The following is a 13,338-nucleotide window of genomic DNA, read 5'->3' as shown; positions in this document are numbered from 1 at the left end:
ATCGACCGGCCCGATTGCAGACAAGGCGCGAATCCCCGTTGACACCCCCTGACAGGGCCTTTATCAGCCCGCCACGCACACCGGCCCAGGTGGCGGAATTGGTAGACGCGCTAGCTTCAGGTGCTAGTGTCCGTATGGACGTGGTGGTTCGAGTCCACTCCTGGGCACCAATGTGCAATCAAAAAGGCCCTCGAAAACTTAAGTTTTCGAGGGCCTTTTTCTTGCCTGTCTTCGGGCACATGACAGCCTAGACCCGCTTCCAGACCCGACCGGATGCTGAAAAGATTCTTCCACCGGGCAGACGATAAATCCCTGCGCATATTGCAATTCATCTGCCGAGTAGCCATCTCTGGGATGCTTACGTCTTTTGCTCGACCCTCTGTCTCCGCTTCGTCGGCCTCAGTTGACTGATCGAAACTGACACGGCCAATGCCGTCGCATTCCGCGGACGGCGCAACAACTGGAGATAACGGTATGGCTACTGGCACCGTGAAATGGTTCAATTCCACCAAAGGCTTCGGCTTCATCGAGCCGGAATCCGGCGGCAAGGACGTGTTCGTCCACATCTCGGCCGTCGAGCGGTCGGGCCTCTCTGAACTCAAGGACAACCAGAAGGTGACCTTCGAGATCGAGAACGGCCGCGACGGCCGTCAGTCCGCGACGAACCTCGAACTCGCGTGATCTAATGCCGGCAGCGGGCGTTCCGACGTCCCCTGCCGGATACGAAGCTCGACGGAGCGCGGCTTTCGCGCTCCGGCCTCTTGCCGCCCAAGGCGGCCGAGATGATCCATAAAGGTGGTCCCATGAGTTCGAAGAAATCTGTTCCGGGCCCGTCGAAATCGGAGACGCGCGCCGAACAGACGACGGCGATCGCGACCGAGATCATCGACCGTGAAGCCAGCGAGCGCGCCAAGAAGACCGAGCGCCTGCGAGCCGCCCGGCTTCAACGGGATGCCGAGATCCGCGAAGACGCGGCGAACGCCCCGGAAAAGCCCCCCAAGCGCAAGGCCGGAAAGGCCAAAACCAAGAGCTGATCGCCGACGACGCCGCGGTACCGTCAGGACGGGTGGTCGCGCATCGCCCGAGCAATGCCGCGCCGGTACCGTTCGACTGCGCCGACGACACTAGGCGTGGGCAGGTGCCCGCGGCCGCCCGAATTGCGCAATCCTTGCCTTCTAGGCGCTTGCCCCGCTCCTTTTCCCCGCATCGCCGCGAGAAGAAGCGCCGGTCTCAAAGTCGGCAGTGTGCCCATGTGCGTGGAAAAGGCTTGAACTCCGGACGCCCGCACCTTCAAGCCCGCGGCCACGAAACGACGCCCGCACGATACTGGAAAGGAGCCACCTTGGCCGATCAACTGGAACTGCCCGGACGCGATCTGGACGGAGAGCAATTCACCGCCATTCTCGAACGCCTGACCCAGATCAGCCTGACCGCCACGCTGGTGCAGGAAAGCACCGATCGCTTCTCGCGCGACGAACTGCTTTCGCTGATCTCTCAGATCCGCGAGCGCGCGATCGAGGCAATGGTGCTGGCCGGCACGACCGACGAAGAGTCGCAGCAGATGAACCGTCACATGATGGACAACATGGGTCTGGGCGGCGACTGATCCGCCCGGCGCGCACCGCGCAGCGCCCGCCGGCGTGGCGCGGTGCGGGCCAGTGGCGCTTTGCGCACCCTCCGGGCGCACCTATATCCCTCTCGGCCGCCACGACCGGCGGCGCCGGAGGAGACGAGATGGGGTACGTCAAGACAGCGATGCTGATGGCGGCGATGACCGCCCTTTTCATGGGAATCGGCTATCTTCTGGCCGGGACCGGCGGCATGGTCATCGCGCTCGCGGTGGCGGCCGCGATGAACGTCTTCACCTGGTGGAACTCCGACAAGATGGTGCTGCGCATGCACAATGCGCGGCAGGTTCCCCCCGACGACCGCACGGGCCTGAACGAGCTCGTCGCGCAGCTGGCGAAGCAGGCCGACCTGCCGATGCCGGCGGTCTACCTGATCGACACGCCGCAGCCGAACGCCTTTGCCACCGGGCGAAGCCCGAACAACGCCGCCGTCGCCGTCACCGCCGGGCTCATGCGCAGCCTCAGCCGCGAAGAGCTGGCGGGCGTGATCGCGCACGAGCTCGCACATATCCGCAACCACGACACGGCGATCATGACCGTGACCGCGACCTTTGCCGGTGCGATCTCGATGCTGGCGAACTTCGCGCTGTTCTTCGGCGGCAGCCGCGAGAGGCTGGGCCTCGTGGGGACGCTGGCGATGATGTTCCTCGCCCCGATGGCGGCGGCCCTGGTGCAGATGGCGATCAGCCGCACGCGCGAATACGCCGCCGACAAGGCGGGGGCCGAGATCTGCCGCAACCCGCTGTGGCTCGCCTCGGCGCTCGAGCGCATCCAGCAGGGCGCCTCGCGGATCGACAACGACGCGGCCGAGCGCAATCCCGCGACGGCACACATGTTCATCATCAACCCGCTGCATGCGCACAAGAGGGACAGCCTGTTCGCCACACACCCCGCGACAGAGAACCGTGTCGCCGAGCTGCGCCGGATGAGCGGCGGCGGCTCGGCACCGCGGACGTCGGAACAGGGCACGCCGTGGGGCAAGGCCGCGCCATCTCAGCCCGACCCGCAGCACACGCGTGGGCCGTGGGGCTGAGCGGGGTCGTCATCGCGGCGCGCGGCCCTAGCTGACGGCTCCGACGACCGAAGGAGACGACAATGAAGATCGCATTCCTCGGGCTCGGCGCGATGGGGTCGCGCATGGCCCGGAACATCCTCGACGCGGGGCACGACCTGACCGTCTGGAACCGCTCGCCCGGCAAGGCCGACGACCTGATCCGCAAGGGCGCCACCGAGGCGCAGACCCCGCGCGAGGCGGCTCGCGGCGCCGCGATCGTCGTCTCGATGGTGCTGGACGACGACGCTTCGCGCGCGCTGTGGGCCGACGAGGAGACCGGCGCCCTCGGCGGGATGGACCGGCAGGCCGTTGCGGTCGAATGTTCGACCATCTCCGTTGCGTGGTGCCGCGAACTGGCCGCGGTCGCGCGGGAACGCGGCATCGACCTGATCGACGCGCCGGTGGCCGGCACGCTGCCGCCGGCGGAAAGCGGCGAGTTGGTCATCATCGTCGGCGGCGATCCCGACGCGGCCCGCCGCGCGCAGCCCGCCTTCGACGCGATGGGCAAGGCCACGCATCATGCCGGCGACAATGGCGCCGCGACGACCGTGAAGCTGGTGATCAACGGCATGCTGGCGGCGCAGGAGGCGCAGATGGCCGAACTGCTGGGCATGGCGGAACGGCTGGGCGTGGACCGGCGCCGGGCGTTCGACATCTTCTGCCAGACGCCGGTGGCCAGCCCGATGATGCAGACCTATGGCACGCAGATGCTGGAGGGCACGGACGCCGTGAACTTCCCCGTCTCGGGCATCCTGAAGGACCTCGGCATCATCGACCAGACCGCGGCGCAGGCCGGGGCCGAGGTTCCGGTCGCGCGGGCGACGCAACAGAGCTTCCGCAACGCGGATGCCGCCGGACTGGGCGGGCGCAACCAGACGGACATCCTTCGGCTCTACGAACTGCCGCCCAGGTCCTGATCGAAGGGAAGGCGCGCGCGCGCCGCCGCGATGACCGTCTCCGGTGGGCCACCTGCATCGACCCGCTCCCAGTCGAGCGGGCCGATATCGCGTTCGGCCTGTTTCGCCACCACTTCGGCATCCGCGTCGGAGGCGTCGCCGTGCCGGTCGGACACCCGCCGCGCGAGAACCTCGGCATCGGCCTCGAGCCAGAGGCCGGTGAACGGCACCTCCGCCCCTTCGGCCAGGCGGCGCAGCGCGTCGCGCTCGCCGGGATCGAGGCAGGTCGCGTCGATCACCACGGACTGCCCCGCGGCCAGCAGCGCCGCCGCCCGCCCGGACAGGCGGTCATAGACCTGCGCGGCGCTTGCGCTGTCATAGGCGTCGGGCGACAGTCGGGTCAGCGGGTCGACCCCGGCCAACCGCTTGCGCTCGACGTCGCTGCGCAGGTGGACGGCGCCGACGCCGGCCCCGACATGGGGCGCCAATCCACGCGCCACGGTCGTCTTGCCGGTGCCCGACAGCCCGCCCACGGCCACCAGCCGCGGCGCGCGCGGCGCGAGATCGCCGATCGCTTCGGCGAGATAGGCCCGCGCGTCATCCGTCGACTGCCCCTCGTGACCCGCGGCCGCATCGGTCTGGACATCGACCATAGCCCGGATCGCGGCCCGCACGGCCAAGAACAACGGCAGCGCCGCAAGCCCCGCATCGTCCGCCTCGTCCGACTCGCGCAGCCATGCGTTCAGGGTGCGGTTGGCCTGCGCCCCGAGCCCCCTGTGCCGCAGGTCCATCAAGAGGAAGGCCAGATCGTAGAGTACGTCGCAGGTGCCCAGGGTCTCGTCGAATTCCAGCGCGTCGAAGGGCACGGGCCGGCCTTCGATCAGGACAAGGTTCCGCAGGTGCAAATCCCCGTGGCACCGCCGCACGCGCCCTGCCTCGCCCCGGCGGGTCAACAGCGCGGCTTGCGTGGCGTGTTCGGCCCGCAGCCGCGCGATGAACACGTCGACCTCGTCCGAGCCAAGCTCGTGCCGCATCCGGTCAAAGGCGGTGGCCAGCTCGTCGACGATCTCGGCGATGAGCGTGGCGCCGTCGGCGTCGCGGCGCGGCGCGTCCCGGTGATACCCGGCCACGACGCTCCCCAGCGCGTCGGCAAGGTCGTCGGACAGCTCGCCACGCTCGGCCACGCGCGACAGCTCGTCCTCGGTGTCGAAGCGGGACATCCGCAGCACCCACTCCACCGGCTCGCCGTCGCCATTCAGCGCCAGACCGTCGCCGTCCCGCGTGACCGGAACCACGTCACGATAGATCTCCGGGGCTGCCGGACGGTTCAGGTCCAGCTCGCGACGCAGCATCGTCTCACGCGATTCGAGGGTCGAGAAATCCATGTAGTCGTAGGCCACGTCGCGCTTGACCTTCAGCGCGTTGTCCCCGGCCAGAAAGACGAACGCGCCATGGGTCTCGACCGTGTTCACCTCGGCCCCGCCATGCGTTGCGGGATCCGAGAGAAAGGCGATCACATCGTCCTGCTCGGCCATCGCTACCTCGTCGTCTCTGTTCATGCCGCGGCCCGGCCGCACCGGACAGAAGCGTCTGGCACCGCGCCTGCGTTCCCGCCTTCATCCGTTAACGGGCGACAGACCGCCGGTGCGTTGACGTGGGTCAAGTCGCGCGACGGCTAGGATCGGGAGGGAAGAAGCATCGACGCAGTGCTGGCCGCCGTGAACAGCACCGCCGCCACGCAGACGATCGTGGGACCCGCCGGCGTGTCGAGCACGAAGGCCGCGCGGAGCCCGCCCAGCACCGACACGACGCCGACCCCGCCCGCCACCGCCGCCATCATCTCTGGCGTGCGGGAAAAGGGCCGTGCGGTCGCCGCGGGCACGATCAGCATCGCCGCCACCAGAAGCACGCCGACCACCTTGATCGCGACCGCGACCGTCACCGCCAGCGCCACGGTCAGCACGGTCTGTTCACGCCCCGGGTTCACGCCGCTGGCCCGCGCGAGGTCCGGGTTCAGCGTCGAGGTCAGCAGCGCCGACCAGCGCAGCCCGACCAGCAACAGGACCAGCACCGCACCGCCCCAGATCACCGCCAGATCCCCCCGCGTCACGGCGAGGATGTCGCCGAAGAGATAGGCCATCAGGTCGACGCGCACCCCGCTCAGGAACGACACGGCGACCAGCCCGAAGGCCAGCGCCGAATGGGACATGACCCCCAGCAGCGTATCCATCGCATAGCCCCGCCCGCTCAGAGCCGAGACCGTCACCGCCATCAGCAGCGACACGACGAGAACGCCGGCAAAGATCGAGGTCGACAGCGCCAGAGACAGCGCCACGCCGAGGATCGCGGCATGGGCCGTCGCGTCCCCGAAATAGGCCATCCGCCGCCATACGACGAAACAGCCGAGCGGCCCCGCCGCCAGCGCCACGCCAAGACCCGCGAGCACGGCCCGCACCAGGAAATCGTCCAGCATCATTCCGCCGCACTCGCGTGATGTGATCCGCACGAATCGTGCGAATGACTGTGACTGTGCCGGTACAGCGCCAGCGCGCCTTGCGTGCCCGACCCGAACAGCGCCCGGTATTCCGGCGCCGAGGCGACGACATCCGGCGTGCCCTCGCAGCAAACATGGCCATTCAGGCAGATCACGCGGTCACTCGCGCTCATCACCACGTGCAGATCATGGCTGACCATCAGCACGGCACAGCCCATCTGCGCGCGCACCCCCTCCAGCTGGCGATAGAAAGAGGCCGCCCCCGGCTGGTCCAGCCCCTGAGTCGCCTCGTCGAGGATCAGCAGGTCCGGCTTTTCCAAAAGCGCCCGCGCCAGCAGGACACGCTGGAACTGCCCGCCGCTGAGACCCGCCATCTGCCGCCCGTCCAGCCCGCCGGCCCCCGCCCTGTCCAACGCCTCGCGGGCCGCCGCACGCGACACGCGGCGCGGCAGGCCGAGGAACCGGTGAACCGTGAGCGGCAGGGTCGGGTCCACGTGCAGCCGCTGCGGCACATAGCCGATCCTGAGCCCGGATTGCCGGCTGACCTGTCCGCCCCGTGGCTTGAGCGCCCCGATGATCGTGCGCAGCAGCGTTGACTTGCCCGAACCGTTCGGCCCGACGACGGTCACGATCTCTCCGGGCTCGATCGACAGGTCGACGTGGTCCAGCACCCGCTGCGCCCCGAGGGACACCGACACATCCTTCAGACTGACGAGGCTCATGTGGCGTCCCCGCGCTTTAGGCAGCCCGGGCAGAGCCCCTCGGCCTCGACCACGGTGCGCTCGATGCGGAACCCGGCGGCCTTCGCGGCGTCCCCCAGCGCGCCCGCGGCCAGCGACGCCTGCGCCTCGGCCACCGAATCGCACGAGCGGCAGATCATGAAGGCCGGCGCGTGGCTGTCGCCGGGGTGGGCACATGCCACATAGGCGTTCAGGCGTTCGATCTTGTGCACGAACCCTGCCTTCACGAGAAAGTCGAGCGCCCGGTAGGCCACCGGCGGCTGGGAACCCAGTCCCTCGGCCGCGAGCGTCTCGAGGATATCGTAGGCGCCGAGGGCGCGATGCCGCTCCAGAAGGATCTCCAGCACCCGCCGCCGCACGGGCGTCAGGCGCAGGCCGGCTTCGGCACAATGCGCCTCGGCCGCCGACAGCGTGTCGCTGACGCAGCTGTCGTGATCGTGCCGCTCGAACCCCAAGAGTGCCATATCGTGCTCCATCATCCAGAGCTTGCAATGTAATAGCATCACATGTACGACCGCAAGCCATGTTACACAATAACATTGGAGTTGAAATGAAACGTCTCGTCCTGGCCCTCGGGCTGAGCCTCGGGGGCGTCCTGCCGGCCTCGGCCCAGGCGCCCACCGTCGTCGCGGACATTCCCCCGGTCCATTCTCTCGTCGCGTCTGTGATGGGCGATGTCGGCGCCCCCGAGCTGCTGGTGCAGCCGGGTGCCTCGCCCCACGGGTATTCCATGCGTCCTTCCGAGGCGCGCGCCCTGCAGAACGCGGACCTCGTCGTCTGGACCGGCGGCACGCTGACCCCCTGGCTCGCCTCCAGCATCGAGACGCTGGGATCGGATGCCATGATCGTCGAGCTACTGGAAACCGAGGGGACCACCCGCCTCGACTTCCGCGACGGCCCGATTTTCGGTCACGAGCACGAACACGGCGGGCATAACCACGAGCACGACGAAAGCGCCCACCATGGCGAGGCCCATGACGATCACGCCCACGAGGGTGTCGATCCGCATGCCTGGCTGGACCCGCAGAACGCGATTGTCTGGACCCGGCACATCGCCGACGCGCTGGCCGAGGCAGACCCGGAGAACGCCGAGACCTATCGGAACAACGCGGCGGACGCCGTGGCAGACCTGCAGACCCTGAGCGACGACATCCGGACAGAGCTGTCGGACGTCCGCGCGGGCGGTTTCGTCGTCTTCCACGACGCCTACCACTATTTCGAGCATCGCTTCGGCATTCCCGCGGCCGCCGCGCTGTCGGTCAGCGACGCCAGCGATCCCAGCCCCGCGCGGATCGACACGATCCGTGATCAGGTGGCGGATCTCGGCGTCGCCTGCGTCTTTGCCGAACCGCAGTTCGATCCCGGCCTTGTCGAAAGCGTCTTCGAGGGCACGGTCCAGACCGGCGTGCTCGATCCGCTCGGGATCGCGTACGAGCCGGGGGCCAGTCTCTATTCCGACCTGCTACGCGGCATGGCCCGGACGATCGCGGACTGCGCGGGCTAACGCGGCGCTGCCGTCACTCTCGCATCTCGCGTCGGCGCATCGGCATCGAGTCGATGCGCGCGAACAGTTCGGCGGCAGGAATCGGCGCATGATCCCGCAGCTTCATGGTGCCGTCCTTGCCGACGAGGATCATCGTGAAGCCGTCGATCCCGTAGGCCTCGCGCAGTGCACCGCCAACGTCGGGCGCGGTGTCGCTCAGGACCACGACCTCGCGCTCGGCAAGACCCGCACGCGCCGTCTCGAAGATGCGCATCTGCTCGGCGTAGGCGGAATCGTCCTTGCCGGGTGCGAACAGAAGAACGGGGCGGTTCTGCCACTTGTAGGCATCCAGCGTCGCGGTGTCCGCCGGGAGCGGGCCGAACACGTCATCCCCGGCCGCGGCCCGGCCATCGGCCGGCCCGAACGCCATTCCGAACACCGCCAGCGCCGCGCCGGCCATGCATGTCGCCATGAGTCTCGATCGCATGTGTCACCTCCGTCCCGAAGTCTAGGGCACTGGCGGCTGCGGCAAGCCGTCAGCCGAACACCTCGACGTCATCGGCGGCCTGCCGCATCATGCGGTCCAACCGGGCGCGCCTCTGGGCCTTTTCGGGAAACTCGTCGGGCATGTCCCACATCTCCCAGTCGCGGCATTGCAGAAGGGCCAGCTTGGTCCGGAGCCTGACGACCGGATCGTCCGCGACCGCCGCACCGTAGCCACGCTCGAACCGCGACACGAAGGGTTCCGGCAACGGTCCGCGGGTTCCATCCGGATCACAGATCATGCCGATCCTGACCAGGAAAGCGGCCAAATCGTACGAAAAGATCCGCTTGCCGGCCTGCTCGAAATCGATGAGCCCCAGCCCGGCCTCCAGCAACAGCACGTTCCGCGGGTTGGCGTCGCCGTGGGTCAGTCCGAACCCGTCGGTCAGGTGCCCGCAGCGCGGCAGCAGTTCGATCAGCCGCCGTGCGAGCACGTGGCCCGGATCGTCCGCGCCGCGCCGCGCGGCACGTGCGGCGAACGTCTCGGCGAAGCTCGTGAAGCGTGCGAGCGACGGCTCCCGCCGCTCTTCGGGCGTGATCGCGTGAACCCGCGCCAGCATCGCGCCGGTCTGCTCGATCGGGTCGAGCAACGCCTCGCGCGACACATTTTTCGTCAGAAGGCGGGATTGCAGCGTCGGGCCCCGCAACTCTTCGGCGATATAGGCATTCTCGGCCGGAATGTGCTGATGGATTGTCGGAACGCGGTGCAAGGGCCCGTCCAGCCCTCGAGCGATCTGGCGGCTCTTTCGTATCTCGTGGGTGGTCACGTCGCTCGCACCGGGTCCGAAATGCCGCTTCACGACCACCGGCGCTCCGGTCTCGGCCAGCCGCGCCCGAAGTACCACAGTCCTGCCCTGGGGCTTGTCATTGCAGGTGACAAGCTCGAGCGAGCCGTGTTCGATTGCATTGGGGCCGGTGACGCGCGCGGCGGTCGCGAACGCGTCCTCGATCACCTCGTCCTTCATCACTGGCGGCATGGGGCTCCGTCACAAAAAGTTCACAGAGGCTAAACATCGCGATGGCACCGGCACAAGCGCCCGAGTTGCGCGGCGTCCGGGGCTCCGCTATGCCGCAGCGGTGCAGAGAAGGAGCGAAACGCCATGGCCAACCACCTGCATCTCGGCGATCTGCCCGACGGTCTGGACCTGGGCGCGATGGTGGCGATCGACTGCGAGACGATGGGCCTGAACCCGCACCGCGACCGGCTGTGCGTCGTGCAGCTGTCGGGCGGTGACGGGAACGCGCATGTCGTCCAGATCGCCAAGGGCCAGACCAGCGCGCCGAACATCGAGGCGATCCTGCGCGACCCCGCCGTGCTGAAGCTCTTTCATTTCGGACGGTTCGACATCGCGGCGATGTACAATGCCTTCGGCGCCCTGGCGACGCCCGTCTACTGCACCAAGATCGCGAGCAAGCTGATCCGCACCTACACCGACCGGCACGGGCTCAAGCAATTGTGCCAGGAGCTGCTCGGCATCGACATCTCGAAACAGCAGCAGATGTCGGACTGGGGCGCCGACACGCTCAGTTCGGCGCAGGTCGATTACGCCGCCTCGGACGTGCTCTACCTGCACCAGCTGAAAGAGGCGCTGGACTCGCGGCTGCTGCGCGAAGATCGCGGCGATTTGGCGCAGGCCTGTTTCGAGTTCCTGCCGACGCGCGCCCGCCTCGACCTGGCCGGTTGGCCCGAGCTCGACATTTTCGCACACTGAGCGGCGCGCATGCCGGTCTTCTGTCCGCCCGTCCACAACATTACATTAACCGCCAACCGGAGGTGTGGGGGCGCGTGGCCAACTACGACAACACATATTCGCGGATCGTCGCCTGGCTGAAGGTGCTGCTGCCCCTGCTCGCGCTCGCCATCCTGTCGACCGTGTTCCTGATCTCCGAGCGGCTCGACCCCGAATCCGCGTTGCCCTACGCCGAGGGAGACGTCGAAGAGGTGCTGCGCGAACAGCGGATCGGCAAGCCCGACTTCGCCGGCGTGGCCGATGACGGCGCGCGCATCCGGCTCAGCGCCGAGGCCGCACGACCCCAGGACGGGGACACCACGCGGCTCAGGGCCGATGGCGTCTCGGGCCGTCTCGAAACGCCCGGCGGCGGGTGGCTCGACCTGCGCTCGGGCGGGGGCCTGTTCGACGACCCCGACCGCATTGCGACGCTGGATGGCGGCGTGCGCGTCGAGACGTCGACGGGCTATGTCGCCGAGACCGACACCATGCAGGCCCGGCTCGATTCCGCACTTGCGGAAGCGCCCGGAGAGGTTCGCGCCGAGGGACCGCCGGGCACGCTCACGGCGGGCGGCATGCGCGTCGAACGTGGCAGCACCGGCGCGGGCGATTATCATGTGGTGTTCAATGACGGCGTTCACTTGGTATACACGCCGCCAAGTCGTTAGGAGATGCCGATGCGCCGCCACCTCGCCGTCCTTGCCACCGCCCTTCTCGTCGCCCCGGCGGCGTGGTCGCAGGGAACGGGTATCGACATGGGCGGGCTGACGCAGGACACGGGCCTTCCGGTCGAGGTCGACGCCGAGCAGCTCGAGGTGAACCAGACCGACGGAACGGCCGTCTTCACCGGCGGCGTGACCGTGACGCAGGGGGAGATGACCCTGACCGCCGAGCGTGTGCAGGTCGTCTATGCCTCGGGCGAGCAGGGCCGCATCCAGGAAATGCAGGCCAGCGGCGGCGTCACCCTGGTGACCCCGGAGGAAGCCGCCGAGTCGCAGGAGGCCGTCTACGAGATCGAAAGCGGCAACGTGACGATGACCGGCGAGGTGCTGCTGACCCAGGGGCCCAACACGCTCTCGTCGGACCGGCTGGTGATAGATCTGACCACCGGGACGGGAACCATGGAAGGCGGTGTGCGCACGATCTTCCAGACCGGCGACAACTGAGATGGCGCAGCCCGATCTGAAACTGGCCGAGGGCTCGGGCGGGCTCCGGGTGAGCCACCTCCAGAAGAGCTATCGCAAGAAGCCAGTGCTGCGCGATGTCAGCCTCGAGCTTCAGCGCGGCGAGGTCGTGGCCTTGCTGGGGCCGAACGGGTCGGGCAAGACGACGTGCTTCTACTCGGTCGCGGGCCTCGTGGGGTTCGAAGGCGGCACCGTCACCATCGACGGGCGCGACGTGACCGCACTGCCGATGTACCGGCGGGCCAAGCTGGGAATCGGCTACCTGCCGCAGGAGATCTCGATCTTCCGGGGCCTCAGCGTCGAGGACAACATCCTCTCGATTCTCGAGATCGCGATGCCGGGGCGCGCCAAACGGCGCGAACGGCTGGAGCAGCTGCTGAGCGAGTTCTCGATCAGCCACCTGCGCCGGACTCCCGCGCCGGCCCTATCGGGCGGCGAACGGCGCCGGGTCGAGATTGCCCGCTGCCTGGCCGCCGATCCGAAGTACCTCTTGCTGGACGAACCCTTCGCAGGCGTCGATCCGATCGCCGTCGCCGAGATCCGGCAGCTCGTCGCGGACCTAAAGACACGGGGAATCGGCGTGTTGATCACCGACCACAACGTGCGCGAGACCCTCGGCGTCGTGGACCGGGCCTATATCCTTCATGCCGGCAGCATCCTGATGAGCGGAACGAGCGACGAGGTCGTCAGCGACGAGAACGTGCGCCGCGTCTATCTGGGCGAGGGCTTCCGGATTTCCTGACTATCTTTGTCGAGTCTGGAACATTGACGCGGCCCGCCAAGTATCGCCAAATACGTAGGATGAAAGACGCGATCCGCCCCGTTTGCGTCAGGCCGCCGGCCAGACCAAACCCCGCTCCCTTCCGGTCGAGCCGGACGTGTCGACGTAGCTTTCCAGGATTTTCCACGCTCAAGGCCACGCAGCCCTGACAGGCTCGGGTCAAGAGATCCCCCACGTGAACAAGAAGGAGGAGATATGCGGTATCAGATCAGTGGGAAGCAGATCGACATTGGCGAGGCGCTGCAGACCCACGTTCGCACCGAGATCGATTCGGTCATCGCCAAGTATCCGGGCCGGCCGACGGACGCCCTGGTGATCTTTTCCAAGAGCGCTCACGAGTATTGCTGCGAAAGCGTGGTGCACCTGTCCACCGGCCTGACCGTCCAGGCCAAGGGTGTCGCGACCGAGATTTATTCCGCCTTCGACCAGGCGAACGAGAAGATGGAAAAGCAGTTGCGCCGTTACAAGCGGCGGCTGAAGGACCATCACAAGGACCGCTCGCAGCCGGTTGAACTCTCTTCTGCCGCCTCGTATATCCTCGCCTCATCGACAGCCGACGAGGACACCGAACCCGACAGCCTTAACCCGATGATCATCGCCGAGATTGAGACGAGCATTCCCTCGCTCTCGGTCGGCGAAGCGGTTATGCAGATGGAATTGGCAGGTGCCCCGTTGCTGGTCTTCCGCAACGACAGGCAGGACACTGGGGTGAACATTGTCTATCGGCGCGACGATGGAAACATAGGGTGGATCGACCCGAACGCGACCACCTAAGCGAACCAACCCCGCAACCTGAGCGGATCGT

Annotated in this window: 17 protein-coding genes and 1 tRNA gene; 12 read left to right on the top strand and 6 right to left on the bottom strand. The window is 67.6% G+C overall.

Annotated elements, in window-relative coordinates:
- Positions 1 to 83: 83 nt before the first annotated feature.
- The 6 genes from BMZ25_RS10825 to BMZ25_RS10800 all read left to right on the top strand — a co-directional run bounded on the left by BMZ25_RS10825 (position 84) and on the right by BMZ25_RS10800 (position 3,599).
- Positions 84 to 170, top strand: a tRNA-Leu gene (locus BMZ25_RS10825).
- 304 nt (positions 171 to 474) lie between these two features.
- On the top strand, positions 475 to 681 hold the full coding sequence (locus BMZ25_RS10820; protein ID WP_092693403.1) for a cold-shock protein: 207 nt from the start codon (positions 475 to 477) through the stop codon (positions 679 to 681).
- Between the two features lie 122 nt (positions 682 to 803).
- Positions 804 to 1,034 (top strand): hypothetical protein, encoded by a 231-nt coding sequence (locus tag BMZ25_RS10815; RefSeq protein ID WP_092693400.1) that lies wholly within the window; start codon positions 804 to 806, stop codon positions 1,032 to 1,034.
- A 308-nt stretch (positions 1,035 to 1,342) separates the two neighbouring features.
- Positions 1,343 to 1,606: a recombinase family protein gene (locus BMZ25_RS10810; protein ID WP_092693397.1), complete on the top strand. Its 264-nt coding sequence runs from the start codon at positions 1,343 to 1,345 to the stop codon at positions 1,604 to 1,606.
- Positions 1,607 to 1,734: 128 nt separating this feature from the next.
- The gene (gene htpX / locus BMZ25_RS10805; RefSeq protein WP_092693394.1) at positions 1,735 to 2,661 is read left to right on the top strand and encodes a zinc metalloprotease HtpX; all 927 of its coding nucleotides are present in this window, start codon (positions 1,735 to 1,737) and stop codon (positions 2,659 to 2,661) included.
- 62 nt (positions 2,662 to 2,723) lie between these two features.
- Positions 2,724 to 3,599 (top strand): NAD(P)-dependent oxidoreductase, encoded by an 876-nt coding sequence (locus BMZ25_RS10800; RefSeq protein ID WP_092693392.1) that lies wholly within the window; start codon positions 2,724 to 2,726, stop codon positions 3,597 to 3,599.
- Here BMZ25_RS10800 and BMZ25_RS10795 read toward each other — a convergent pair.
- The 4 genes from BMZ25_RS10795 to BMZ25_RS10780 all read right to left on the bottom strand — a co-directional run bounded on the left by BMZ25_RS10795 (position 3,575) and on the right by BMZ25_RS10780 (position 7,276).
- Positions 3,575 to 5,113: a bifunctional aminoglycoside phosphotransferase/ATP-binding protein gene (locus tag BMZ25_RS10795; protein ID WP_177190447.1), complete on the bottom strand. Its 1,539-nt coding sequence runs from the start codon at positions 5,111 to 5,113 to the stop codon at positions 3,575 to 3,577. The two genes, BMZ25_RS10800 and BMZ25_RS10795, sit on opposite strands and share 25 nt — an antisense overlap.
- 140 nt (positions 5,114 to 5,253) lie before the next feature.
- Positions 5,254 to 6,051 (bottom strand): metal ABC transporter permease, encoded by a 798-nt coding sequence (locus BMZ25_RS10790; RefSeq protein ID WP_092693483.1) that lies wholly within the window; start codon positions 6,049 to 6,051, stop codon positions 5,254 to 5,256.
- Complete coding sequence (locus tag BMZ25_RS10785; RefSeq protein WP_092693388.1) at positions 6,051 to 6,794, bottom strand: metal ABC transporter ATP-binding protein; 744 nt, start codon at positions 6,792 to 6,794, stop codon at positions 6,051 to 6,053. The genes BMZ25_RS10790 and BMZ25_RS10785 overlap by 1 nt, the downstream gene beginning before the upstream one ends.
- On the bottom strand, positions 6,791 to 7,276 hold the full coding sequence (locus BMZ25_RS10780) for a transcriptional repressor (RefSeq protein ID WP_092693386.1): 486 nt from the start codon (positions 7,274 to 7,276) through the stop codon (positions 6,791 to 6,793). The genes BMZ25_RS10785 and BMZ25_RS10780 overlap by 4 nt, the downstream gene beginning before the upstream one ends.
- 86 nt (positions 7,277 to 7,362) lie before the next feature.
- Here BMZ25_RS10780 and BMZ25_RS10775 point away from each other — a divergent pair, with 86 nt between their 5' ends.
- Positions 7,363 to 8,316, top strand: coding sequence for a zinc ABC transporter substrate-binding protein (locus tag BMZ25_RS10775; protein ID WP_092693383.1), 954 nt, complete (start codon positions 7,363 to 7,365; stop codon positions 8,314 to 8,316).
- A gap of 13 nt (positions 8,317 to 8,329) precedes the next feature.
- On the opposite strand, the gene BMZ25_RS10770 is transcribed toward BMZ25_RS10775, so the two are convergent.
- Positions 8,330 to 8,782, bottom strand: a complete 453-nt coding sequence (locus tag BMZ25_RS10770) for a DUF4174 domain-containing protein (RefSeq protein WP_092693381.1) — start codon at positions 8,780 to 8,782, stop codon at positions 8,330 to 8,332.
- Between the two features lie 49 nt (positions 8,783 to 8,831).
- Positions 8,832 to 9,815 carry an aminoglycoside phosphotransferase family protein gene (locus tag BMZ25_RS10765; protein WP_092693378.1) on the bottom strand — a complete coding sequence of 328 codons (984 nt, stop codon included), beginning with the start codon at positions 9,813 to 9,815 and terminating at the stop codon, positions 8,832 to 8,834.
- A gap of 123 nt (positions 9,816 to 9,938) precedes the next feature.
- On the opposite strand from BMZ25_RS10765, the gene BMZ25_RS10760 reads away from it, so the two are divergent.
- The 5 genes from BMZ25_RS10760 (at position 9,939) to hpf (ending at position 13,307) form a co-directional block, all read left to right on the top strand.
- Positions 9,939 to 10,550, top strand: a complete 612-nt coding sequence (locus BMZ25_RS10760) for a ribonuclease D (RefSeq protein ID WP_092693374.1) — start codon at positions 9,939 to 9,941, stop codon at positions 10,548 to 10,550.
- A 74-nt stretch (positions 10,551 to 10,624) separates the two neighbouring features.
- Entirely contained in the window at positions 10,625 to 11,236 is a 612-nt protein-coding gene (locus BMZ25_RS10755) for a hypothetical protein (RefSeq protein ID WP_092693370.1), read from the top strand.
- A gap of 9 nt (positions 11,237 to 11,245) precedes the next feature.
- Positions 11,246 to 11,734: an LptA/OstA family protein gene (locus BMZ25_RS10750; RefSeq protein WP_092693368.1), complete on the top strand. Its 489-nt coding sequence runs from the start codon at positions 11,246 to 11,248 to the stop codon at positions 11,732 to 11,734.
- Position 11,735: 1 nt separating this feature from the next.
- Positions 11,736 to 12,494 carry an LPS export ABC transporter ATP-binding protein gene (gene lptB, locus BMZ25_RS10745; protein WP_092693365.1) on the top strand — a complete coding sequence of 253 codons (759 nt, stop codon included), beginning with the start codon at positions 11,736 to 11,738 and terminating at the stop codon, positions 12,492 to 12,494.
- Positions 12,495 to 12,728: 234 nt separating this feature from the next.
- A complete protein-coding gene (gene hpf, locus BMZ25_RS10740) occupies positions 12,729 to 13,307 on the top strand; it encodes a ribosome hibernation-promoting factor, HPF/YfiA family (RefSeq protein ID WP_092693363.1) in 579 nt (192 codons plus the stop codon).
- The last annotated feature ends 31 nt before the right edge of the window (positions 13,308 to 13,338 follow it).

The sequence above is a fragment of the Tranquillimonas rosea genome (assembly GCF_900111315.1).
In the GTDB taxonomy this organism is placed as follows: Bacteria; Pseudomonadota; Alphaproteobacteria; order Rhodobacterales; family Rhodobacteraceae; genus Tranquillimonas; species Tranquillimonas rosea.
The sequence above is the reverse complement of the archived record's forward strand: the minus strand, read 5'-3'. Positions and strand labels throughout refer to the sequence as shown.